Here is a 22,112-nt window from a genome sequence, read left to right as displayed (position 1 = left end):
TTGATTGGCAAAAAAATACTAACTTTCAGAGTAAAGGATCCAATCAAAAAAAAAGATAAATAATGGAAAACAGAACCACCTTACAATACTACGTTTTAGATGTATTCTCTAATAAAAGTTACAAGGGAAATCCGTTGTCGGTTGTTTTTACAAATGGAGATTTAGACTTAGAAGTGTATCAAAATATCTCCAAAGAATTTGGTTATTCTGAAACTTCGTTTGTTTATTATTCTACAAAGAAAAAAGCATTAAAAGTTCGCTCCTTTACACCTACAGGAATCGAAATTGATGGTGCCGGACATAATTTATTGGGTGCCGTTTGTGGTGCTTTGCTAAAAAAAATGCCCATTTTTGAAGAGCAGAATGAAAGTGATCCGTTTGTGATTATGAAAAATTCACCAATACCGTTAACGGTGAGCTTTGATCCGGTTACACAATATCCGGTAGTGCAAATGCATCAAAAATCGGCAGTAATCAAAGACGAAATCCCAACATACAGAATTGCGGTAGCATTGGGTCTAAAAATTGAAGATTTAGATGTGAATGCTTTTGTGCCAACAATTGTAAAAACAGAAGTAGCACACACAATGGTTCCTATAAAAAACAGTGAAATACTCAATAGCTGCATTCCTGACAATCAGCTTTTAATGGAGATTTCAAGAGAATACAAATTTGAAGGCTTTTATTGTTTTACGATTGCCGATGAAAAGCAGGAACATATAGTTGAAACGAGGTTTTTTAACCCTATAATCGGAATATATGAAGATCCTGCAACAGGAACGGCTGCCGGGCCTTTAATTGGATTTTTAACACAAAAGAAATTCACCAAATCAGAGAAAGAATATAAAATTCTGCAAGGTGTAAAATTAAAACAGGCCTCAATGATTGAAGTTATGAATCGTGAAGAAGATATTCTCGTTGGCGGTTCTTCGATTATTACGATGAAAGGAGAACTTTATATATAACAAGAACAACTTTACAATTATTATGTGTTAATTTATAAAATCAAAAACAAATTTTAAACTAACACTAAAAAGCCACTCCACTAAAAAATGACCAAAAGCAATGCCCATAACAAAATAGATTTAAAATACATTTTACTTATTCTTATTGCTGTTTTTCTAAGCACACTATTTCATGAACTAGCACATTGGTGTACGGGAGAAATTCTTGGAAACAAAATGACAATGAACCTAAACTCTGCAAATGTAATTTCCGGAGAATACAAACATGAATGGAATAGAAATGTTATAACAATGGCCGGACCTCTGTTTACCATTTTTCAAGCAATTGTAATTTACTTTCTGCTAAACAAATATCCTAAAAAAGAATTATATCCTTTTTTACTTTTTCCGTTTACAATGCGATTTTGGGCTGGTTTGGCAAATTTATTGGGTCCAAATGATGAAGGAAGATTTGGACTTTCACTTGGCATTGGTCTTCTTACCGTATCGATTATTGTTTGTTGCTTTCTTTTCTTTTTAGTCTGCAAAAGTTCGAAAAAACATCATTTCAGTCTAAAATTTAATCTGATAAGCTTTTTATTATGTTCCATCTTCTTAATTATATTATCATTTGTAAATGAATATTTTAAGCTTAGAATTATTTGATAAACTAACAATTGAATATAAAAAAGGAGGCATTAACACCTCCTTTTTTTAATCCCAAATTCTATTTCTTAATCTCTTGTTCCAATACTTTTTGCATTGGTTCCTGCTGAGGCGGAATTCTTTTCTTCAGGAACAAAATTTGCCCTAAATGACTTGACTGATGTTCCATAACGTGAAACCAGCAATACTGATTGCTTACGTCGTATTTCATTTGAACTTCTGCAAACCAGGCATCATCTCTTTTCTTTAATTCCGAAATGGTTTTGGCTCTTACTTCATTATAAATATCCAGATAATATTGAATATCATGCCCTTTAAATTCATCGCGCGCGCCCTGATCGAGGTTTAAAGCCTTCTCCCATTTCTTCTTTTCTTCTTCGTTAAATTCTCTGTTTTCAAAAGTAAAAACCTGATAGTATTTTTCGGCTGCAGCCAAATGCATTACAAGTGCGCCAATTCGGTTTGCTTTTTCGTCATGCAAATAATCAATTTCGTATTGATCCATATTTTTAACCGTTTCCTCAACACGATCTTTAAGGTCTTCCAGCATCGAAATCATGTCGGCAATTTTTGGTGAAGCTCCCGGAACGTTTCCTATTTTTCCACTTTCTTTAACGACTATGCCACTTCCTTCAATCAATAGTGCATATTTTCCATCAACGCTTGATTTATCAGAGGAAATTTTAAATTCTTTAACTTTTACATTTTTTTGTTTAGAATTACCCAAATTCCATTTTGGGATATCTGTATTGGTTGCAAGTGTTTCAAAACTTGAATTTAAAATGGTTACCGGTTCAAAAACACCCTTTTCATTTTCAATAAATAATTGAAACTTATCAAAATAAAACTTTCCGTTTAATTCACAAACCCCACCAAAATTCAATATTTTACTGTTTTCATCAATCGTTCCTTCCACAGTATAAGTTTGCCATTCTTTTGATTTTATTGGCCTGTCGTACATATTGTCAGAAAAACCATCTTCATCATTTTTATTAAAAACTCTTGCAAAAATACCTGCCCAGGCTTTTGGATCGTTAGAATCTACCTTTGCCGAAGCAATTACTTTAAACTTTTTCTTTACAGTAGTTTGAATATCTATGGTTTGGCGAAAAACCATCCATTGGCTGGAAATAACTCTTTGTGTTTGACCCTTTGCCGATATTAAACCTAAAAACAGGAATAGTATTATGATTTTTTTCATTTTTATATTTTAACAATTTTTTGTAAATATATACTGTTTTTTATGAGTTTTAAAAATTATTATATTGAAAATTCTTTCAAAATGAATTTACTAAATAAAAAAAGCTGCATTACTGCAGCTTTCTATTTTCAACCGGGAAAAATAATTTTTCTAGTTTGTTTTCATTGGTGGTAAATCGAATGCAATTGAATCGTGTTCGAAATTATTACGGTGCCCGCCATCACAAAATGGTTTATTTGCAGATAATCCGCAACGGCAAAGTCCCAATGCTGATCTTCCCTGAAGTCCGTAAACAGTTCCTTCAGCATCCATAATTTCGAAGTCACCTTCGATTTTTATAGATCCGTTTTTGTTAATGATTAATTTTGTCTTGCTCATAAAATTGTCTTTGTTTTTTCAGGGCAAAGGTTGCAAAATAATTTTTTAAGATTTTTATTGTGACGCTAGTTTAAACTGGTTCTATTTTATGGGGTTGTTTCACAGAGTAGCACAAAGGTTTTCGCAGAGATTCGCTAAGCTTTTTGTTTGATTTCATTAAAAAATCGCGCAAAGACGCAAAGGCGGAAAGAAAAATAAAACTTTGCGCCTTTGCGTCTTTGCGCCATTAATTAGCTTTTTCTTAAAACTCTCTGAAAATCTCGGCGCTTTTTCTTTGTGAATCTCCGTGAAATAACAAATTCTCAATTCTATTGCTTATTTTTGCACTCAATAAAATTGAGTTATGATACAGAATCCAAAGAGATATACCATTACGGCAGCTTTGCCTTACACCAACGGACCTATACATATTGGGCATTTGGCGGGGGTTTACGTGCCTGCAGATATATATTCGAGATACTTGCGTTTGCAGGGAAAAGATGTTGCATTTATTTGCGGAAGCGATGAACATGGGGTTGCCATTTCGATGAAAGCCAAAAAAGAAGGAGTTACGCCACAAGAAGTTATTGATAAATATGACGGAATTATCAGAAAATCATTTGCTGATTTCGGAATTTCGTTTGATAATTATTCCCGAACTTCGGCTAAAATTCATCATGATACGGCTCAGGAATTCTTTAAAAAACTATATGATAACGGTGATTTTATTGAAGAAGTAACCGAGCAATTGTACGATGCAAAAGCAAATCAGTTTTTGGCAGATCGTTTTGTGGTAGGAACTTGCCCAAGATGCGGTAACGACGGAGCTTACGGAGACCAGTGCGAAAATTGCGGATCGACTTTGAATGCGACGGATTTGATTAACCCAAAATCGACCATTACCGGGGAAACTCCGATTTTAAAAGCTACAAAACACTGGTTTTTACCTTTGGACAGATATACTGAATTCTTAACAGAATGGATTTTAGTTGGACATAAAAGCGACTGGAAACCTAATGTGTACGGACAAGTTAAATCGTGGGTTGATGGCGGATTGGAACCTCGTGCGGTAACGCGTGACCTTGATTGGGGAATTGATGTTCCGGTTGAAGGTGCCGAAGGGAAAAAACTATATGTTTGGTTTGATGCGCCTATCGGATATATTTCGTCTACGAAAGAATGGGCTTTGCGCGAAGGAAAAGACTGGGAACCATATTGGAAAGACGAAGACACGAAACTGGTTCACTTTATTGGGAAAGACAACATTGTTTTTCATTGTATAATTTTCCCGGCAATGTTGAAAGCCGAAGGAAGCTACATTTTGCCGGACAATGTTCCTGCAAATGAGTTTTTGAATTTGGAAGGAAATAAACTTTCGACTTCTAAAAACTGGGCAGTTTGGTTACACGAATATTTAGAAGACTTTCCAGAGAAACAAGATGTTTTGCGTTATGCCTTAACTTCAAATGCACCGGAAACTAAAGATAATGATTTTACTTGGAAAGATTTCCAGGCGAGAAATAACAATGAATTGGTTGCCATTTTTGGAAACTTCATTAACCGTGTGGTTGTTTTAACCAACAAATATTACGACGGATTTATTCCAACTCCAAATGAATTATCTGAAGTTGACGAAAATACTTTGGCTGAATTAAAAGCGTATCCGGCTGTGATTTCAAGTTCGGTGGAGCGTTACAGATTCCGTGAAGCTTTGGGCGAATTGATGAATGTTGCCCGTTTGGGAAATAAATATTTGGCTGATGAAGAGCCTTGGAAGGTGATGAAAGACAATCCGGAGCGTGTAAAAACTCAAATGTATGTGGCGTTGCAAATTGCTGCGGCTTTGAGCGTTTTGGCTGAACCTTTTTTACCTTTTACTGCTGCTAAATTATCAGGAATATTGAAAAATGAAGGCAAATTGAAATGGAACGATGTTGCGGAGAATTCAGAATTGATTCCGGAAGGTCACCAAATTGGAGAAGCTGAATTATTATTTGCTAAAATAGAAGACGAAGAAATACAAAAACAAATAGATAAATTGGAAGCTACAAAAAATGCAAATCTTGCCGAAAACAAACAAGTGGAACCTCAAAAAGAATTGATTCAATATGAGGATTTTGCCAAAATGGATTTGCGCGTAGGAACCATCATTGAAGCCGAAAAAATGCCAAAAGCCAACAAACTTTTGGTCCTTAAAATTGATACCGGAATTGACGTTCGTACGATAGTTTCTGGAATTGCCGAAAGCTTTTCACCAGAAGAAATCATTGGTAAACGTGTTACGGTTTTAGCCAACTTAGCGCCAAGAGCTTTACGCGGTGTTGAAAGTCAGGGAATGATCTTAATGACAACAAACGCCGAAGGAAAATTAGTATTTGTCAATCCTGATACTGATGCACCAAATGGTGAAACGATAAACTAAGTTTTTATAGTTATTATAAAATTGCGTGAATCGATTAATATTTAATTGATTCACGCTTTTTGTTTTTAGAAAACATCTTAAATAATGAAACTCACAAAACCAAGACTAGCCTTAATATGCGGAATACTTTGTATTTCAATCTTTCCGATATTAGTAAAACTAAAATTAGCACCAGGATTAATATCGGCTTTTTATAGAATGTTGTTCGCGGTGACTTTGCTTTTGCCTTATGTAATTTTGACGAAGAACTTTAAAATTCCGAATACAAAATTTCTGCTTTTGGCAGCACTTTGTGGTATTTTATTTGCTTCGGATGTTGCAGTTTGGAATATCGCCATTCAGGATTCAAGCGCGACTCAGGCTTCGTTGCTCACGAATTTATCTCCACTTTGGGTTGGAATTGGTTCTTTCTTCTTTTTGAAAGTAAGGCCGGCAACTAATTTCTGGATTGGAACCGTAGTTTCATTATTTGGAATGATCACTTTGGTAGGTTTTAGCTTTTTTATGGAATTGAATTTTAATCAGGCATTTTTGTTTGCTGTTTTATCCGGAATTTTATATTCGATTTATCTTTTGGTCAGCAAAAATGTGCTTTCACAAGTAGATGTTTTGTCGTTTATGACGATTAGTTTAGTGGCATCAAGCCTATATTTGGGAATATTATGTCTTGTTTTGAACGAACCTTTTACAGGATTTTCAAATACCGGTTGGTTTGTGCTGCTTCTACAGGCTGTAATTTGTCAATTGTGCGCCTGGCTTTCTATAAGTTATGCCACACAACACATGCGCGCAACGAGAGTTTCATTGAGCTTATTGAGTCAAGCCGTAATTACTTCAATATTAGCTTGGTTGTTTTTGGAAGAACAAATAACTTTACAAATGGTTTTTGGCGGAATCATTTTGCTTTTCGGAATTAGAATTACTTTTTACGATAAGACTATTTCATTTAAGAACTTATTTTCGAAGAATTAGAATTGAGAAATGGCACGCGGATGACACGGGTTTAAACGGATTTACGCAGATTGATTTTAAAATAATTCATGAATTTGAAGTAAAAATAGTTTCACGCAGATTTTGCAGATCAAGCAGATTATTTTTTAATCTTTAAAATCATTTAATCTGTGGCTAAAAATTCGAGAAAATTAGTGTAATTCGTGGCAAAAACCTGAAACCTGAAACTTGAAAAAAAAAAACTTATGTTACATAAAAACAAAATACCAAACTTAAAAGTAATTGCATTTGATGCAGATGATACTTTGTTTGTAAACGAACCTTATTTTCAGGAAACGGAACACAAATTTTGCGCTTTGATGGAAGATTATCTTTCACATCAGGGCATTTCGCAGGAATTATTTAAAATTGAAATCGCCAATTTACCTTTATACGGTTACGGAATCAAAGGTTATATTTTGTCGATGATTGAAGCGGCGATGAATATCTCGAACAATACAATTCCGGTCGAAGTCATTGCGAAAATCATCCAATACGGAAAAGAATTACTGGAAAAACCTATTGAACTTTTAGACGGAATTGAAGAAACGTTGCAAGCTTTGCACGGAAAATATAAATTGGTTGTCGCCACAAAAGGCGACTTAAAAGACCAACATAGTAAATTACACCGTTCTGGTTTGGGACATTATTTTCACCATATTGAAGTAATGTCAGATAAGCAAACTGTAGATTATGACAAATTAATTGGTCGTTTGGATATCCACCCGAATGAATTTTTAATGATTGGAAATTCACTGAAATCAGATGTATTGCCCGTTTTAGAAATTGGCGGTTATGCCGTACACATTCCGTTTCATACGACTTGGGAACATGAAAAAATCAATCACAAAGTAGAGCACGAACATTTTAGTTCATTCGAGAAAATTTCTCAAGTGCTCCATAATTTATTATAATGAAAACAGTTTTAGATTTAGAAAATTGGAATAGAAAAGAGCATTTTGCCCATTTTAGTAAAATGGAAGAACCCTTTTTTGGCGCCACTGTGGAAATTGATTGTACAAAAGCCTATCAAATGGCAAAAAGTCTAAACAGTTCTTTTTTTATTTATTATTTGCATAAAACATTAGTCGCTGCAAATACAATCGAAAATTTTAAATACCGAATTTCCGATGATAAAATTTACATTAATGATCGTATTGATGCATCAGCAACTATTGGTCGTGAAGATGGAACTTTTGGATTTTCATTGATCGAATATAATTCGGATTTTGAAGTTTTCAAACAAAATGCTTTGGCAGAAGTTAAACGAATCCAGAGCACAAAAGGTCTTTTTACAAGATCATTTGATGACGATAATGTCATACATTTCTCGGCAATCCCGTGGTTGAATTTTACTTCTCTTTCTCATGCAAGAAGTTATACTTATCCGGATAGCTGTCCAAAAATTTCTTTTGGAAAAATGATTACCTCAGAAAACGGAAAAAGAACAATTGCAATGTCTGTTCATGTACATCACGGTTTAATGGATGGTTTACACGTTGGACAGTTTGTGGATTTATTTCAGGATTTGATGAATAAATAGCAGAAAATGCTTCTATACCCTATTGTATTGTAAAAATAACCTCTTAAGGACAATTTTTCCTACAAATAATTGTTGGTTTGCGAAAATTTTTAAAACACAAACAACAATGAAAAAGATTGTAACTATTGTTGCATTTACAATAGGTTTAGTAAACCTACATGCACAAACAGAAACAAAAAAAACTGACACTAACTATAACAAATGGTCTATCGAAGTAGCTGGTGGTGTTAACAAACCACAGCGTCCGTTTTCAGCCAAAGAGTATTATACTAATATTCCGAGCCCTTTTGTAGTTGATTTAGGAGCCAGATATATGTTTAACAACAAATTTGGTTTAAAGGCAGATATCGGATATGATAATTTTACGGATGGTAAAAATTCAGCAAACTTCGAGTCAAAATATTACAGAGCTGATTTACAAGCTGTAGCCAATTTAGGCCGAATCATGAATTTTGAAACCTGGACTAAAACAATTGGTCTTTTAGGACATACTGGTTTTGGTATGGGGGTAATAGAAAGCAAAAACATGCCTTTTAATGATAAAATGGTCAACTTCATTGCAGGTGTTACCGCACAAGTTAGATTAACTGACAGATTAGCGTTAACAGGTGATTTTTCTACAATTTTGAATGCTAGCCAGGATGCAACATTTGATGGCGTTTATCGCCACAATGAAGAAAGAGGGTTTTCTGGAATTATTTTTAATGGAACTGTAGGTTTAAATGTTTATTTAGGCAAAAACCAAAAACATGCTGACTGGATTGTACTTTCAGAAAACGCTGATGTTTCTGCATTAGAAAACAAAATAGCTAATCTTGAAGCGTTAGTAAATAAAATTCCGGAGCAAAAACCACAAGTTATTGTAGAAAAACCAACAACTACCACCATTGTAAGCGACAAAGATCCTATTAAAGAAATGATCAATGACAAATATTACAGCGTTTACTTTGACTTTAATAAAGCCACTCCAATAGAAAATTCAACTGCAGCAATTGATGTTGTTTTAACTTATTTAAGAAAAAATCCTTCAGCTTCTCTTGATATTTTAGGTTATGCTGATCAGGTTGGCACCTCAGAATACAACGAAAAACTTGCAAGTTTAAGAGCTAATAACGTCAAAACTATCTTAGAAAAAGCAGGTATTGCATCTTCAAGACTAAATGTAGTTGGCCAGGGAGCAGATACTTCAATTCAAAAAGATTCTGAAGAAGCACGAAGATTGGCAAGAAGAGTTACTTTCAAAGTGAAATAATTCTTTCATAAAAAAATATTTAAGCCCTAAAGAAATTTTCTTTAGGGCTTTTTTTATGTTTAAAATTACCCCAATTGATCTATCTTTATATATCGTTTTAAAACTTTATAGAGAGAAAATACCGAAACAAGCCAAGTAAAATTGGAATGATTTTTGTCTCACAAAAATTTATGAAAAAACTTTTACTTCTATCACTACTAATCTCACAATCAGTTCTGTTTGGCCAAACAGTATTGGCTTCTTTTCCTTTGGATTTAAAAAAAACATTTGAAGAAGGTCAGGTTCTCAATGTAGAAAACACACAAACTCATGATGTTTTTGTTTTTGCAGCAACAACAGAAAATGTTACCATTTTAAAATACAATAGTGCCTTATTTTTAAATGAACAATTTACTTTTCCGAAAACAAATCTGGATAACAGATCGTTAGTTGGCTATAGTTTTGGAGAAGATAGAAATCCAAATTTATATTGGGCGTTAGAAGATTTTAAAAATATAATCATCGTAAAGTATTATTTAGAAACTAAAACGCAGAAAATGCTTCAGTTTAGTTTTCCGTTTTCAACACATGATATTTTAAACTTTTTTCAGGAAAACAATGCCTTTTATGTTCTTTCAAAAGAAAGAAATGTGCAGGCTTTAACTCTTTACACTTTTAAAAACGGAACAGCAGAAGAAAAAGTATTTGATTTTTCTACTTATAAGTTTCAGAATAAAAACACTCAGTTTGTCACTTTTAATCGTATTGTTGATGAAGATCCTATCGAAAAAATTGACGTAAAAGAATTTGTGCCTTTGGATAAAAGTTCAAAAAAGAGCAAAGCTTATTTATTTGGAGATCATCTGATTTTAACTTTCGATTATAATCCAAAAAAAACGCAGGTTTTTGATTTGGATATTGAAAAACATACAATCAGCGAAAAAACATTTATACAACCAGGTATTGACAATACAAACAAAAGCAATTCATTTCTTAACGATAATAAACTATACCAAATAAGTCTAAACAAGTATGGATTTGCAATTAATGTAAAAGATTTTAACTCTGGCAACACATTAAAGGAATTTAAAGTATTGAAGAATGACACGATTAAATTTAAAAATTCCCCCTTATTTGTACAAACCGATGGACGAAAACCTTCAGAATTAAGGAAAACAAGTCAGTTTTTAAACCAATTGTTCTTCTTAGATGTGGGTTTATCAGCTTTTAAAAACAAAAGAAACACATTGCTTACAATAGGCGGATCTCCAAAAGAAGAAGATTATTCCAGTTTTTATTATAATGGCGATTTCCCACAAATCGATCATGCCAGAACGGTTTATTTTGAAAGCATACTGAATAATAATCTTGAATTTATACAAGAACCTCAACAGCCTTTGGCACTAGATAACATTTATTACTTTTTGAGTACTCAGAAAAGAATCGCTTTTCAAAATATCTTTAAATTTAAAGATTATTCTATTTTAGGATATTACGACAATGCAACAAAACAGTATGTGATGCGCAAGTTTACCGATGGATTTATGGAGCCGGAAATAACAAATCCGATCATCAATAAGGCTATTTTTTCCAGAGACTTTCCTTTAGAAGAACCTTAAATTTATTGAGAATTAATCCTAATGTCTTTGCTTTGGATGCTTTCAAAAAACCGTTTTGGATTATTTTTTTTTAACTTTACCAAAAAGACACATATTATGCTATCAAAAAATATTGAAACGGCTTTAAACAAGCAAATTCGCATAGAGGCAGAATCTTCGCAAACTTACCTTTCTATGGCTTGCTGGGCTGAAGTACACGGATTAGAGGGAATTGCTCAATTTATGTACACACAGTCAGACGAAGAGCGCGCGCACATGTTAAAACTCGTGAAGTATGTTAACGAACGCGGTGGACATGCACAGATTACAGACCTAAAAGCACCTAAAACTTCTTATTCTACTTTTAAAGAAATGTTTGAGACGCTTTATAACCATGAAATTTTTGTTTCAGAATCTATCAACGAATTGGTACACATCACTTTTGAAGAAAAAGATTATGCGACTCACAATTTCTTACAATGGTACGTGGCAGAACAAATTGAGGAAGAAGCCACAGCTAAATCTATTTTAGATAAAATCAACTTAATTGGTGATGATAAAGGCGGACTTTACTTATTTGACCGTGATATTCAGCAATTAACGGTTACAAGCTCAATCGCTATTAACCCAAAATAAAAAAGTTAAAGTTTATTTAGAATACTTAAAAATAACTTTTATTCTTTTATATTTGTCACTGTTTAATAACACAAAGACAAATTGAGCAAGAAAGAAAAAGATAAGGACAAGAAAAAGGATAAAAAGAAAAAGAAGAAAAAAGATATCCTTGAGAAGCTTAAAAAGTTGGAAAACTGCAAATCTTCTTGTTGTGAAAAATACAAAAAGAGCGAAAACAAACGCTGCTCACGCTGTCCTATGTTTGATTTATTAAAAAAGACTGCTTAAAACTATATCATAAAAAACCCACCAATTGGTGGGTTTTTAGTTTTAAATTGCAGTCATCTTAAAGTCTCAAATTTAATTATGGAAAACCAGATTACTATACCAAAATCCAGTCTTGATTTTTTATCTCAACTTAAAGAAAATAATAACAAGCCCTGGTTTGAAGCAAATAAACCCAATTACTTAAACGAATTAAACCATATTGAGAATTTTGCCGGAGCTTTGCTCAAGGAACTTTCTAAAACTGATGTATTAGAAAATGCTTCGGGCAAAAAAAGTGTATATCGAATTTATCGTGATATTCGATTTGCCAAAGACAAAACTCCTTTTAAAACATATTGGGGAGGGAGTTTTACCCGTGCAACAAATGCCAGACGTGGCGGCTATTATTTTCATCTGGAAAAAGGAAACAGTTTTTTTGCCGGTGGATTCTGGGGGCCAAATGCCACAGATTTAAAACGTATAAGAAGCGAATTTGCACACGATCCCGAAACATTTCGAAAAATATTAAAATCAAAAACCTTTGTCAGCACTTTTGGGACTTTACAAGGAGAACAGCTTAAAACTTCTCCAAAAGGTTTTGATGCTGATCATGAAGCAATCGATTTACTACGTTACAAGCAGTTTCTAATCATAAAACGCTTTACGGATGATGAAGTTTTGGGTCCAAAATTTTTAGAGCAAGCTTTAGAAACATGTCAAAACATGAGACCTTTTTTCAATTATATGAGTGAAGTACTTACTACGGATATAAACGGTGCTTCAATTTTATAATCTCATTTTAAGCACAAAGTTAAACCCGACACGTTTTTAAAACCTGTCGGGTTTGAATTGAATTTTTCTAAACATTATTTACTAAGCAACAAAATCTCACTGACAACAACTTCGGTAACATAGCGCTTTTCTCCGTTTTTGTCATAACTTCTGTGGGTAAGTTTCCCTTCAATCGCAACTTCTTTGCCTTTCACAACGTACTTTTCTATAATCTCGGCCGTCTTTCCCCAAGCCGTTACACGATGCCATTCGGTTTGTTCTACTTTTTCGCCCTTATCATTTGTGTATCTGTCGTTTGTAGCAATAGTTACATGAGCTAATTTTCTACCGTTTTCTAATGTTTTAATTTCCGGATCGTTTCCTACGTTACCAATTAATTGTACTCTGTTTTTCATTGCATTCATGGCGTATAATTTTTAAATGTTCATATAAGGAATTCGTTTATCAAATTCAACAGTGCAAAGATGTCGAGGCATGCAAAATTTATTCGGTTACAAACTATTTACTTTCGGTTGTAACTATTTGTAAGCGTTTGTAAGTGGAAATATTTTTTTGTATATTTCACAGAAATCTTACTATATGCAGGCGCAAATCAATAAAGTTGAGTTAAGAAATTTAGAATTAGACGATTATAAACAATTGAAAAATTCAATGGTAGAATCGTATCCGGAAATGGCCAATTCATACTGGCGATCTAATGATATAAAAAAATTACTTTCAATATTCCCTGAAGGTCAATTAGTTATTTTAGTCGACGGCATAGTTGTAGGTTCTGCACTATCTTTAATCGTAGACGAGAAACTAGTTGACAAAAGACACAATTACAAACAAATCATTGGCGATTATACTTTTTCGACCCATAATCCTGATGGGGAAATTTTGTACGGTATAGACGTTTTTATCCACCCACATTATCGCGGTTTGCGTTTGGGACGTCGTTTATACGACGCAAGAAAGGAACTTTGCGAACAATTAAACTTAAAAGCGATTGTTTTTGCAGGAAGAATTCCTAACTACAGTCAACACGCTAAAAAATTTACTCCAAAAGTTTATATAGATAAAGTAAAACACAAAGAATTACATGATCCTGTACTTTCCTTTCAGCTGAGTAATGATTTTCACGTTTTGCGAATCATCAAAAATTACTTAGAAGGTGATGAAGAATCAAAGGAATTTGCGGTTCTTTTAGAATGGAATAATGTTTATTACGACGAAAGTCCAAAATTGATTAATCTTGAAAAAAGTGTTATTCGTTTGGGATTAATCCAATGGCAAATGCGTCAGCTTAATAATGTTGAAGAATTTTTTGAGCAATCAGAATTTTTCATTGATGTTGTTTCCGGCTATGGCGCCGATTTTGCTTTATTTCCGGAGCTTTTCATTGCGCCTTTAATGGCCGATTACAATCATTTATCCGAAGCGGAAGCCATTCGGGAACTTGCCCGTTATTCTGATCCAATAAGAAAGCGTTTTCAGGAATTTGCCATTTCATACAACATCAACATCATCACAGGAAGTATGCCTTATCTGGATGGCGGTAATTTGTATAATGTTGGATTTTTATGCAAAAGAGACGGAACTTCAGAAATGTATACCAAAATTCACGTTACGCCAAACGAAGTTCAGCATTGGGGAATGAAGGGCGGATCGCACTTTCAGACCTTTGATACTGATTGTGGCAAAATTGGAATTTTAATTTGTTATGATGTTGAGTTTCCGGAGCTTTCAAGAATTATGGCCAATGAAGGAATGAATATTTTGTTTGTTCCATTTTTAACAGATACTCAAAACGCTTACACGCGAGTAAAACATTGTTCACAAGCGCGAGCCATAGAAAATGAATGTTATGTTGCCATTGCCGGCTGTGTTGGTAATTTGCCAAAAGTAAATAATATGGATATTCAATATGCTCAGGCGTCTGTTTTTACGCCTTCTGATTTTGCTTTTCCAAGTAACGGAATTAAAGCCGAGGCAACTCCAAATACCGAAATGACTCTAATTGTTGACGTTGATTTAAATTTATTAAAACAGCTTCACGAACATGGCAGCGTTCGAATTTTGAAAGACAGAAGGCATGATTTATATGAAATTAAAAAGATTAATCAATGAAAACCTGTCTTGAATGTGCAGAAAAAATTGTAGGTCGCGAAGACAAGAAATTTTGTTCAGACAATTGCCGAAATGCCTACAATAATAAAATAAATAAGGATACTAATAATTTCATGCGTAATGTAAACAATAAATTACGCAAAAATTATCGTATTTTGTCCGAGCTAAACACAGAAGGGAAATCAAAAGCAACAAGAGATAAAATGATTAATAAGGGTTTTGATTTTGATTTCTTTACCAATATTTTGCAGACTAAAACCGGAAATACGTATTATTTCCTGTACGACCAGGGATATCGCTCTCTGGAAAATGATTATTTTATGCTCGTTAAAAAAGAAATTTAGTATATATTCAATATGAGAAAAAACCCAACTTCAATACTTGCTTTTGTATGCGTTTTAGCAATTTTAGGTATTATATACGCCACAATGATGCCTCAATGGGTTTCTAAAAATGAAGAAGCGCTGGCTGAATTTTCTACAGACAGAGCTTTCAATCAGGTTAAAATTATTGCTCAAAAGCCACATTATGTTGGTTCAACAAATCATGAACTTGTTGCTAATTATCTTAAATTAGAATTGAACCGAATTGGATTAGAAACTTCGATTCAGGAAGGATTTACACTAAATGATAAAGGGCTTTTGGTGAAATCCAAAAATATTCTGGCCCGTATCAAGGGTACAAATAATTCAAAAGCACTTTTATTGCTTTCTCATTATGATAGCGCTCCACATTCTTTTTCAAAAGGAGCAAGTGATGACGCATCCGGAGTCGCGACAATTTTGGAAGGGATTCGTGCTTTTTTATATTCTAAAAATCCACAGAAAAACGACATCATTATTCTTTTTTCAGATGCCGAAGAATTGGGTTTAAACGGTGCGGCGCTTTTTGTAAATCAGCATCCGTGGGCAAAAGATGTTGGTCTGGTTTTAAATTTTGAAGCCCGAGGTTCTTCAGGACCAAGTTATATGCTGATGGAAACCAACAAAGGAAATCAGGCTCTTGTAAAAGAATTTGCGAATGCAAAAGCAAAATACCCCGTTTCAAATTCGCTGATGTACAGCATTTATAAAATGCTGCCAAATGATACTGATCTAACTGTTTTTAGAGAACAAGGAAACATTCAGGGCTTTAATTTTGCTTTTATCGACGGTCATTATAATTATCATACGCAACAAGATGATATTCAACATTTAAACAAAACAACTTTATCTCATCAGGGGACTTACTTAATGCCCTTATTAAAATACTTCTCCAATATTGATTTAAACTCTACTCAAACTACAGAAGACAACGTATATTTTAGTGTTCCTTTCGGATTTATAAATTATCCATTTGCATGGGTATTTCCAATGTCCCTAATTGCTTTAGGCTTACTAATTCTTTTTATTTTTATAGGAAAAGCAAAACGTGTTATTACTTTCAGAGAAATTTTTATAGGCTTTGTTCCTTTAATTGGTTCTATTCTCATCGCCGGTTTGGTAACTTTTCTGGGCTGGAAAATAATTCTGGAAGCGTATCCGCAATATTCAGATTTACTAAACGGTTTTACTTATAACGGACACGCCTACATTGGAGCTTTTGTAACACTTACTATTGCGATTTGTTTTGCTTTCTATAATCGTTTTTCGGAAGCAAAAATTACAATGAACCATTTTGTAGCGCCTTTATTGCTTTGGATAATTATCAATCTTTTCTTAGCCAATAGCTTAACTGGAGCAGGTTTCCTTATTATTCCGGTTTATTTTGGAATTCTTTTATTCGGAATATTTGTAATCACGCAACATTATAGCCTAGGTTTAAACTTATTATTTAGTTTTCCGGCATTGGCAATTGTTGCGCCTTTTATCATCATGTTCCCAATTGGCTTAGGTCTGAAAATACTTTTTGGAAGTGCTATACTAACCGTTTTACTTTTCGGATTATTACTTCCCATATTTGGTTCCTTTTTTAGAAAAGGTGTCTGGGCGATATTATTTTTTATTACCTCGATCGTTTTCTTCGTTTACGCCGGTTATAACTCAGGCTATGAGTACGGAAAAGCAAAATCTAACAGTTTATTGTATGTTTACAACGCCAATACAAATTCGGCAGTCTGGACAACTTATGATGTAAATCTTGATGAATGGACTAAAACTTATTTAGGAGAAAAAAATCAAAAAGCCGTAGGTTTAAACAGTTTGCCATTAGCCAGCAAATACAATTCAACCTTTACCTATAGCGCGATTGCACCCAATATTGACATTCCAAAACCAACCATTGAGTTCTTAAAAGACAGCACTATAGGCAACAACAGGTATTTAAAAATAAAAATAACGCCAAACAGAAAAGTCAATCGTTACGATATATACGCCAATCCAAAAATGACTTTTTATAATTTTAAGGCAAATGGAGTTTCAACTTCCGGTCAAAAAACAAATCGTTTAGAACGAGATGACATAAAAATTCTATGCTACTATGTTGTTGGCAACGAACCTTTGGTTATGGATTTCTACATCAATAAATCATCTGTCTTTGATATGGATTTAATTGAAAGTTCTTTTGATTTAATGACAAATCCGCTGTTGAATGTAAAACCAAGAAGTGACTGGATGATGCCAACGCCTTTTGTATTGAATGATGCTATTTTAATTCAGCAAAAAATTAAAAGATATACAGCGCCCCTAAACGTTCCTATTGAAACCGCACCGGTAAAAGACAGCACTATAATTGCAATAGATACGCTAAAACAAGTTGTTAAACCTCAATAAAGCAGATACAAATAATAATAAAAAGGCAAACTTAAATTTAAGTTTGCCTTTTTATTTAACAAGCACATTCAATTTTCAAACCTGCTTTTTTAGCATTAGTGCCTTCTGTTGCATAGCCGTCAACCTTCCACCACTCTATTCCGCCAATTAATTCTTTTACTTTAAAACCAAGTTTAGCCATATTCAATGCACCTTTGGTCGATGCGTTACAACCGATACCATCACAATAAGTTACATACAAAACTTCCTTATCGAGATGTTGTGTACTTTCGATTGCCATTTCTCGATGCGGAATATTAATTGCTGTTGGAATATGTTCTGCTTCATATCCAAAAGACTTTCTGGCATCAATAACAATTACCTTCTCTCCATTATTTAAAGCATCGAACAAATCAGAAGGGTCCATTTCAAAGGCCAGTTTATTTTCATAATGTTTAATTTGTGCTTCCATTTTCTTTAGTTTTAATGATTAGTTTTTTTCAAAAGTAGTCTAACATCATATTGCATAAAAACGAAAAGAATTCATCCATTTCATTACTTTTTTTCATGCAAAAGCCAGATTAAAATTTTGTTACTTTGTATACTAATTCTCTAAAAATGGAAATAAGGCATTTACGATTGATAAAAGCGATTGTTGAAGAAGGAAGTATCACCAAAGCAATTGACAAACTTCATTTAACCCAATCGGCTTTAAGCCACCAACTTAAAGAAGCTGAATACCAATTGGGTACGCCTATTTTTTTTAGAATGAATAAAAAACTGGTTTTAACCAAAGCCGGTGAAAAAATGTACGGAATTGCCAATGAGATTCTCGACAAACTTTTGCAAACCGAATCTCAAATCAAACAAATGGTTTTTGGAGAACACGGAGAAATCAGGATTAGTACCGAATGTTTTTCAAGTTATCACTGGCTGCCTTCGGTTCTAAAGCAATTTCATTTACTGTATCCAAATGTTGAATTGAAGATTGTTACCGAGGCCACCCATATTCCGCTGCAAAAATTACTGGATAACACAATTGATATCGCCATTATCAGCGACCAGATCAATGATAACAACATCAAATATCTGGAACTTTTTCAGGATGAAGTTGTAATGGCAGTTTCTGAAAGCCATGCGTGGGCAAATAAAAAATACGTGGTTGCCGAAGATTTTATAGACGAACATTTACTGATTCATTCCCTTCCGATGGAAACAGTTACGATTCATCAGTTTGTTTTGGCTCCAGCCAAAGTAATTCCACGAAAAATTACAGCCATACCCTTAACCGAAGCTTCTCTGGAAATGGTAAAAGCCGATATGGGCGTTATGTCAATGGCAAAATGGGCATTGCTTCCACATTTGAAAAACAATCCCATAAAAGCCATTAAAATTGGTAAAAACGGCCTAAAAAGAAAACACTTTATAGCAATCAGGCAAAATGAGATTTATCCTGACTATTTTCATCATTTTATTACCTTTTTACAAACCGAAATTAATATTCAATGAAATATTCTATAAGAAATTGCGAGGTTTCAGATTTACCAAAACTTGTTATTTTATGCCAAAAACATGCTGAATACGAAAAAGCGGATTATTCTCCGGAAGGAAAAGAAGAAGGTTTAAAAAAGATTTTATTTGCTTCAGAACCAAATCACTTTTGTTTAGTAGTTGCTACAGAAAATGACATTGTAGGTTATGCAACTTATAATTTTATGCATTCAACTTGGGATGCTGCAGATATTATACACATGGATTGTTTGTTTTTAGAAGAAGAAGCCAGAAACTATGGAATTGGCGAAGTGCTAATCAACAAAATAAAAGAAATTGGGAAAGCAAAAAACTGCGTCAACATGCAATGGCGAACACCTCAATTTAACGAAAGAGCTATAAAATTCTATAACCGAATTGGCGCAAGAGGAAAAGAAAAAATCTGTTTCTTTTTAGATTTATAACACACAACACGCAAAATTTAAACTTGCAAAAAATAACGAGGTCGCAAAGATTGCTTTACAAGTTTTTAAACTTAGCGTCTTTGCGACTTGCGTGCAAATTCTCTTCGCTAAGACAAAAAAGTTTAAAAATAATCTCGCAAAAATAAAAACTAATCAATTTTAATTTTAAGTTTTTCAACTTTGAACCTTTGTTACCTTTGCAACTCTGAACCTTCAAAAAAATGACTCAAATAAGTATTTTAGGCTGTGGCTGGCTGGGATTGCCTTTGGCGAAAAGCTTGATCGCAAAAAGGCGTTCTGTAAACGGATCAACAACATCTGAAAATAAACTGCAGATTTTGAAGGATGCGAGTATAAATCCTTATTTAGTTACGCTTGAAAGCGAAAGTATTTCAGATAGTATAATTCTGTTTTTAGCCAACAGTGAAATTTTAATTATTGATATTCCGCCAAAGTTACGAGGAACAAATTCTGACCCTTCAGATTCTCAGCGAAAGATTTTTGTTGAAAAAATCAAAACTTTGATTCCGTTTATAGAGCGATCAACTGTAAAAAAAGTGCTTTTTGTAAGTTCAACTTCGGTTTATGGGGATGAAAATGCTTTAATTACAGAAGAAACAACTCCAAATCCGGAAACAGAAAGTGGCAAACAATTGCTTTTAGCAGAAGCACTTTTACAAAAAAATAAAAACTTCGAAACAACGATTTTGCGTTTCGGCGGATTAATTGGCGAAGATCGTCATCCGGTAAAATTTTTGGCAGGAAAGGAAAATCTCGAAAGCCCTGATGCTCCGGTAAATTTAATTCACCAAAACGACTGCATTAACATTATTGAAGAAATCATTTATCAGTCAAAATGGAATGAAGTTTTCAATGCCGTCGCTCCTTTTCATCCTACAAGAGAAGAATATTACACTCAAAAAGCCAAAGAGCAGGGTTTGGTTTTACCGAAGTTTAGCAATCAAAAATCAAATATTAAAAAGATCATTTCAAGTGAAAAGATTGAAAATAGTTTAAACTATCACTTTAAACTTGACGTTTATTAAACCATATAAGTGATATAAGTTCATGGTAAATAAACCGCAAAGCTTTGGAACCTCCTAAGTAAAACGCAACAAAATCCATTTATCCACACATAACAAACTTTGCGCCCTTTGCAAAAAAACTTTGTGTTATCTGCGGTAAAACAAAACTTAAATTACTTATCTGGTTTAAATAAAATTGCGAACTTTGCGTAAACCTTAGCACCTTTGCGCTTAAAAAACCATGGAAACAGTTTACATCAATTCACCTTTAGGAATCACCAAAATAATTGGAGATGAAGATGGTATTGCTGAAATTTCCGTTTCGGATGTGGGCACAAATGAGGTTTCTGAAGAAATTCCGGAAGTTTTAAAAGAAGCTGTTTCTCAATTACAGGAATACTTTGATAAAAAAAGAACTGATTTCGATTTCAAACTAAATCCAAAAGGGACAGAATTTCAGCAAAAAGTATGGAAAGCTTTATTAGACATTCCATACGGAAAAACCATAAGTTATATGGATCAAACCAAAAAACTGGGTGATGTAAAAGCAATTCGCGCGGTTGCATCGGCAAATGGTAAAAATCCGCTTTGGATTGTTGTGCCTTGTCATCGCGTTATTGGCACAAATGGATCTTTAACGGGTTACGCCGGAGGTTTGTCTCGCAAAAAATGGCTTTTGGAACACGAAAACCCAACTACGCAACAAAGTTTGTTTTAAGTTTTGCCACGAATTTGATTAATTTTCACTAATTCTCTGCGTGTTTAAAATATAAATATTTAATTTGTTTATTGGAATTTAAATATCTCGCTTTAAACATAGGTTTTTTCTTATTTTAAAAGCAGTTTTGTATATATTTATCTCCATAAAGAATTAAAGAAAATTCGTGAAATTCGTGGCAAACACATGATTGAAAAAATCAACCTCAACAACATATTATTTCTTGACATAGAAACCGTTCCTGAAGAAGAAAATTTTAATTCTCTCGACGCGGAAATGCAATCGCTTTGGGATTTAAAAACTCAATATCAAAGAAAAGATGATTTTACTCCGGAAGAATTTTACGACCGTGCTGGAATTTGGGCAGAATTCGGAAAGATCATTTGCATTTCTGTCGGTTATTTTACTATTAAAGGTGATATTCGAAATTTTCGCGTAACATCGTTTTTTGGCGATGAAAAGAAGATTCTCCGTGATTTTAATAATCTCTTGAATAATCATTTTAATCAACCTCAACATCTTTTATGCGGACATAATGCGAAAGAATTCGATATTCCATTTTTGGCACGCAGAATGATTATCAACCAAATTGCAATTCCGGATAAACTGAATTTGTTCGGTAAAAAGCCTTGGGAAATTCCGCACTTAGATACTTTAGAATTATGGAAGTTTGGCGATTATAAACACTTTACTTCTTTAAAACTATTGACCAAGATTCTCGGGGTACCATCGCCAAAAGGAGATATTGACGGAAGTCAGGTAGCACATGTTTTTTATGTAGAGAAAGATATTGACAGAATTGTAACCTATTGCGAAAAGGATACAATTGCCGTAGCACAGATTTTCCTTCGTTTACGTCGAGAAGATTTATTGATTGACGAGGAAATTATTCATGTATGATTTTTTTTAAGGTGCAAAGGTTCAGAGCGACAGAGGAACAAAGTTTAAGT

23 protein-coding genes are annotated in these 22,112 nt (G+C 33.7%); 19 read left to right on the top strand and 4 right to left on the bottom strand.

The genetic code is table 11. The features are described from left to right. Positions 1-62: 62 nt before the first annotated feature. Both SD960_RS16240 and SD960_RS16235 read left to right on the top strand, forming a co-directional pair. Positions 63-965 (top strand): PhzF family phenazine biosynthesis protein, encoded by a 903-nt coding sequence (locus SD960_RS16240; protein ID WP_318804759.1) that lies wholly within the window; start codon positions 63-65, stop codon positions 963-965. A gap of 87 nt (positions 966-1,052) precedes the next feature. Beyond that, the gene (locus SD960_RS16235) at positions 1,053-1,610 is read left to right on the top strand and encodes a hypothetical protein (RefSeq protein ID WP_318804757.1); all 558 of its coding nucleotides are present in this window, start codon (positions 1,053-1,055) and stop codon (positions 1,608-1,610) included. Between the two features lie 61 nt (positions 1,611-1,671). Here the strand turns inward: SD960_RS16235 and SD960_RS16230 are convergent, their stop codons facing one another. Beyond that, on the bottom strand, positions 1,672-2,811 hold the full coding sequence (locus tag SD960_RS16230) for a DinB family protein (protein WP_318804756.1): 1,140 nt from the start codon (positions 2,809-2,811) through the stop codon (positions 1,672-1,674). Between the two features lie 150 nt (positions 2,812-2,961). Beyond that, complete coding sequence (locus SD960_RS16225) at positions 2,962-3,189, bottom strand: CDGSH iron-sulfur domain-containing protein (protein WP_115844953.1); 228 nt, start codon at positions 3,187-3,189, stop codon at positions 2,962-2,964. A gap of 343 nt (positions 3,190-3,532) precedes the next feature. On the opposite strand from SD960_RS16225, the gene metG reads away from it, so the two are divergent. From metG to SD960_RS16180, 9 genes are all read left to right on the top strand, one after another. Continuing rightward, a complete protein-coding gene (metG, locus tag SD960_RS16220) occupies positions 3,533-5,590 on the top strand; it encodes a methionine--tRNA ligase (protein WP_318804753.1) in 2,058 nt (685 codons plus the stop codon). Between the two features lie 84 nt (positions 5,591-5,674). Continuing rightward, on the top strand, positions 5,675-6,562 hold the full coding sequence (locus SD960_RS16215) for a DMT family transporter (RefSeq protein WP_318804751.1): 888 nt from the start codon (positions 5,675-5,677) through the stop codon (positions 6,560-6,562). A gap of 224 nt (positions 6,563-6,786) precedes the next feature. Continuing rightward, a complete protein-coding gene (locus SD960_RS16210) occupies positions 6,787-7,494 on the top strand; it encodes an HAD family hydrolase (RefSeq protein ID WP_318804749.1) in 708 nt (235 codons plus the stop codon). Further along, a complete protein-coding gene (locus SD960_RS16205; RefSeq protein WP_318804747.1) occupies positions 7,494-8,123 on the top strand; it encodes a chloramphenicol acetyltransferase in 630 nt (209 codons plus the stop codon). Before SD960_RS16210 ends, SD960_RS16205 begins: the two co-directional genes overlap by 1 nt. Before the next feature lie 106 nt (positions 8,124-8,229). Continuing rightward, on the top strand, positions 8,230-9,375 hold the full coding sequence (locus tag SD960_RS16200) for an OmpA family protein (RefSeq protein WP_318804746.1): 1,146 nt from the start codon (positions 8,230-8,232) through the stop codon (positions 9,373-9,375). A gap of 170 nt (positions 9,376-9,545) precedes the next feature. Then, on the top strand, positions 9,546-10,973 hold the full coding sequence (locus SD960_RS16195) for a hypothetical protein (protein WP_318804744.1): 1,428 nt from the start codon (positions 9,546-9,548) through the stop codon (positions 10,971-10,973). Between the two features lie 96 nt (positions 10,974-11,069). After that, a complete protein-coding gene (locus SD960_RS16190) occupies positions 11,070-11,588 on the top strand; it encodes a ferritin (RefSeq protein ID WP_318804742.1) in 519 nt (172 codons plus the stop codon). Between the two features lie 81 nt (positions 11,589-11,669). Next, positions 11,670-11,855 (top strand): hypothetical protein, encoded by a 186-nt coding sequence (locus tag SD960_RS16185; RefSeq protein ID WP_042563551.1) that lies wholly within the window; start codon positions 11,670-11,672, stop codon positions 11,853-11,855. A 78-nt stretch (positions 11,856-11,933) separates the two neighbouring features. Beyond that, positions 11,934-12,626 (top strand): DUF2461 domain-containing protein, encoded by a 693-nt coding sequence (locus SD960_RS16180; protein ID WP_318804741.1) that lies wholly within the window; start codon positions 11,934-11,936, stop codon positions 12,624-12,626. A 74-nt stretch (positions 12,627-12,700) separates the two neighbouring features. On the opposite strand, the gene SD960_RS16175 is transcribed toward SD960_RS16180, so the two are convergent. Then, positions 12,701-13,030, bottom strand: coding sequence for a single-stranded DNA-binding protein (locus SD960_RS16175; RefSeq protein ID WP_318804739.1), 330 nt, complete (start codon positions 13,028-13,030; stop codon positions 12,701-12,703). A 175-nt stretch (positions 13,031-13,205) separates the two neighbouring features. Between SD960_RS16175 and SD960_RS16170 the strand changes: the two genes are divergently transcribed. The 3 genes from SD960_RS16170 to SD960_RS16160 are packed head-to-tail and all read left to right on the top strand — an operon-like array spanning position 13,206 to position 17,485. Further along, positions 13,206-14,735 carry a bifunctional GNAT family N-acetyltransferase/carbon-nitrogen hydrolase family protein gene (locus SD960_RS16170; protein ID WP_318804737.1) on the top strand — a complete coding sequence of 510 codons (1,530 nt, stop codon included), beginning with the start codon at positions 13,206-13,208 and terminating at the stop codon, positions 14,733-14,735. Beyond that, positions 14,732-15,079 (top strand): hypothetical protein, encoded by a 348-nt coding sequence (locus tag SD960_RS16165; protein WP_318804735.1) that lies wholly within the window; start codon positions 14,732-14,734, stop codon positions 15,077-15,079. Before SD960_RS16170 ends, SD960_RS16165 begins: the two co-directional genes overlap by 4 nt. Before the next feature lie 12 nt (positions 15,080-15,091). After that, complete coding sequence (locus SD960_RS16160; protein ID WP_318804733.1) at positions 15,092-17,485, top strand: M28 family peptidase; 2,394 nt, start codon at positions 15,092-15,094, stop codon at positions 17,483-17,485. 55 nt (positions 17,486-17,540) lie between these two features. Here the strand turns inward: SD960_RS16160 and SD960_RS16155 are convergent, their stop codons facing one another. Further along, complete coding sequence (locus SD960_RS16155) at positions 17,541-17,936, bottom strand: rhodanese-like domain-containing protein (protein WP_318804731.1); 396 nt, start codon at positions 17,934-17,936, stop codon at positions 17,541-17,543. A gap of 146 nt (positions 17,937-18,082) precedes the next feature. On the opposite strand from SD960_RS16155, the gene SD960_RS16150 reads away from it, so the two are divergent. The 5 genes from SD960_RS16150 (at position 18,083) to SD960_RS16130 (ending at position 22,062) form a co-directional block, all read left to right on the top strand. Beyond that, positions 18,083-18,973, top strand: coding sequence for a LysR family transcriptional regulator (locus SD960_RS16150; RefSeq protein WP_318804730.1), 891 nt, complete (start codon positions 18,083-18,085; stop codon positions 18,971-18,973). After that, positions 18,970-19,419, top strand: a complete 450-nt coding sequence (locus SD960_RS16145) for a GNAT family N-acetyltransferase (RefSeq protein ID WP_318804729.1) — start codon at positions 18,970-18,972, stop codon at positions 19,417-19,419. Before SD960_RS16150 ends, SD960_RS16145 begins: the two co-directional genes overlap by 4 nt. A 221-nt stretch (positions 19,420-19,640) precedes the next feature. Beyond that, positions 19,641-20,465, top strand: coding sequence for an NAD-dependent epimerase/dehydratase family protein (locus SD960_RS16140; protein WP_318804728.1), 825 nt, complete (start codon positions 19,641-19,643; stop codon positions 20,463-20,465). A gap of 220 nt (positions 20,466-20,685) precedes the next feature. After that, positions 20,686-21,162: a methylated-DNA--[protein]-cysteine S-methyltransferase gene (locus SD960_RS16135; protein ID WP_318804727.1), complete on the top strand. Its 477-nt coding sequence runs from the start codon at positions 20,686-20,688 to the stop codon at positions 21,160-21,162. A 186-nt stretch (positions 21,163-21,348) separates the two neighbouring features. Then, complete coding sequence (locus SD960_RS16130) at positions 21,349-22,062, top strand: 3'-5' exonuclease (protein ID WP_318804725.1); 714 nt, start codon at positions 21,349-21,351, stop codon at positions 22,060-22,062. Positions 22,063-22,112: the final 50 nt, after the last annotated feature.

This window comes from Flavobacterium sp. MMLR14_040 (assembly GCF_033657265.1).
Classification (GTDB): Bacteria; Bacteroidota; Bacteroidia; order Flavobacteriales; family Flavobacteriaceae; genus Flavobacterium.
Note: the sequence above shows the minus strand (reverse complement) of the source record. Positions and strands in the feature narration are given on the sequence as shown.

Coding starts and splice junctions, on each gene's coding strand:
- SD960_RS16240 (WP_318804759.1), top strand. CDS start 63: ATGGAAAACAGAACCACCTTACAATACTACGTTTTAGATGTATTCTCT.
- SD960_RS16235 (WP_318804757.1), top strand. CDS start 1,053: ATGACCAAAAGCAATGCCCATAACAAAATAGATTTAAAATACATTTTA.
- SD960_RS16230 (WP_318804756.1), bottom strand. CDS start 2,811: ATGAAAAAAATCATAATACTATTCCTGTTTTTAGGTTTAATATCGGCA.
- SD960_RS16225 (WP_115844953.1), bottom strand. CDS start 3,189: ATGAGCAAGACAAAATTAATCATTAACAAAAACGGATCTATAAAAATC.
- metG (WP_318804753.1), top strand. CDS start 3,533: ATGATACAGAATCCAAAGAGATATACCATTACGGCAGCTTTGCCTTAC.
- SD960_RS16215 (WP_318804751.1), top strand. CDS start 5,675: ATGAAACTCACAAAACCAAGACTAGCCTTAATATGCGGAATACTTTGT.
- SD960_RS16210 (WP_318804749.1), top strand. CDS start 6,787: ATGTTACATAAAAACAAAATACCAAACTTAAAAGTAATTGCATTTGAT.
- SD960_RS16205 (WP_318804747.1), top strand. CDS start 7,494: ATGAAAACAGTTTTAGATTTAGAAAATTGGAATAGAAAAGAGCATTTT.
- SD960_RS16200 (WP_318804746.1), top strand. CDS start 8,230: ATGAAAAAGATTGTAACTATTGTTGCATTTACAATAGGTTTAGTAAAC.
- SD960_RS16195 (WP_318804744.1), top strand. CDS start 9,546: ATGAAAAAACTTTTACTTCTATCACTACTAATCTCACAATCAGTTCTG.
- SD960_RS16190 (WP_318804742.1), top strand. CDS start 11,070: ATGCTATCAAAAAATATTGAAACGGCTTTAAACAAGCAAATTCGCATA.
- SD960_RS16180 (WP_318804741.1), top strand. CDS start 11,934: ATGGAAAACCAGATTACTATACCAAAATCCAGTCTTGATTTTTTATCT.
- SD960_RS16175 (WP_318804739.1), bottom strand. CDS start 13,030: ATGAATGCAATGAAAAACAGAGTACAATTAATTGGTAACGTAGGAAAC.
- SD960_RS16170 (WP_318804737.1), top strand. CDS start 13,206: ATGCAGGCGCAAATCAATAAAGTTGAGTTAAGAAATTTAGAATTAGAC.
- SD960_RS16165 (WP_318804735.1), top strand. CDS start 14,732: ATGAAAACCTGTCTTGAATGTGCAGAAAAAATTGTAGGTCGCGAAGAC.
- SD960_RS16160 (WP_318804733.1), top strand. CDS start 15,092: ATGAGAAAAAACCCAACTTCAATACTTGCTTTTGTATGCGTTTTAGCA.
- SD960_RS16155 (WP_318804731.1), bottom strand. CDS start 17,936: ATGGAAGCACAAATTAAACATTATGAAAATAAACTGGCCTTTGAAATG.
- SD960_RS16150 (WP_318804730.1), top strand. CDS start 18,083: ATGGAAATAAGGCATTTACGATTGATAAAAGCGATTGTTGAAGAAGGA.
- SD960_RS16145 (WP_318804729.1), top strand. CDS start 18,970: ATGAAATATTCTATAAGAAATTGCGAGGTTTCAGATTTACCAAAACTT.
- SD960_RS16140 (WP_318804728.1), top strand. CDS start 19,641: ATGACTCAAATAAGTATTTTAGGCTGTGGCTGGCTGGGATTGCCTTTG.
- SD960_RS16135 (WP_318804727.1), top strand. CDS start 20,686: ATGGAAACAGTTTACATCAATTCACCTTTAGGAATCACCAAAATAATT.
- SD960_RS16130 (WP_318804725.1), top strand. CDS start 21,349: ATGATTGAAAAAATCAACCTCAACAACATATTATTTCTTGACATAGAA.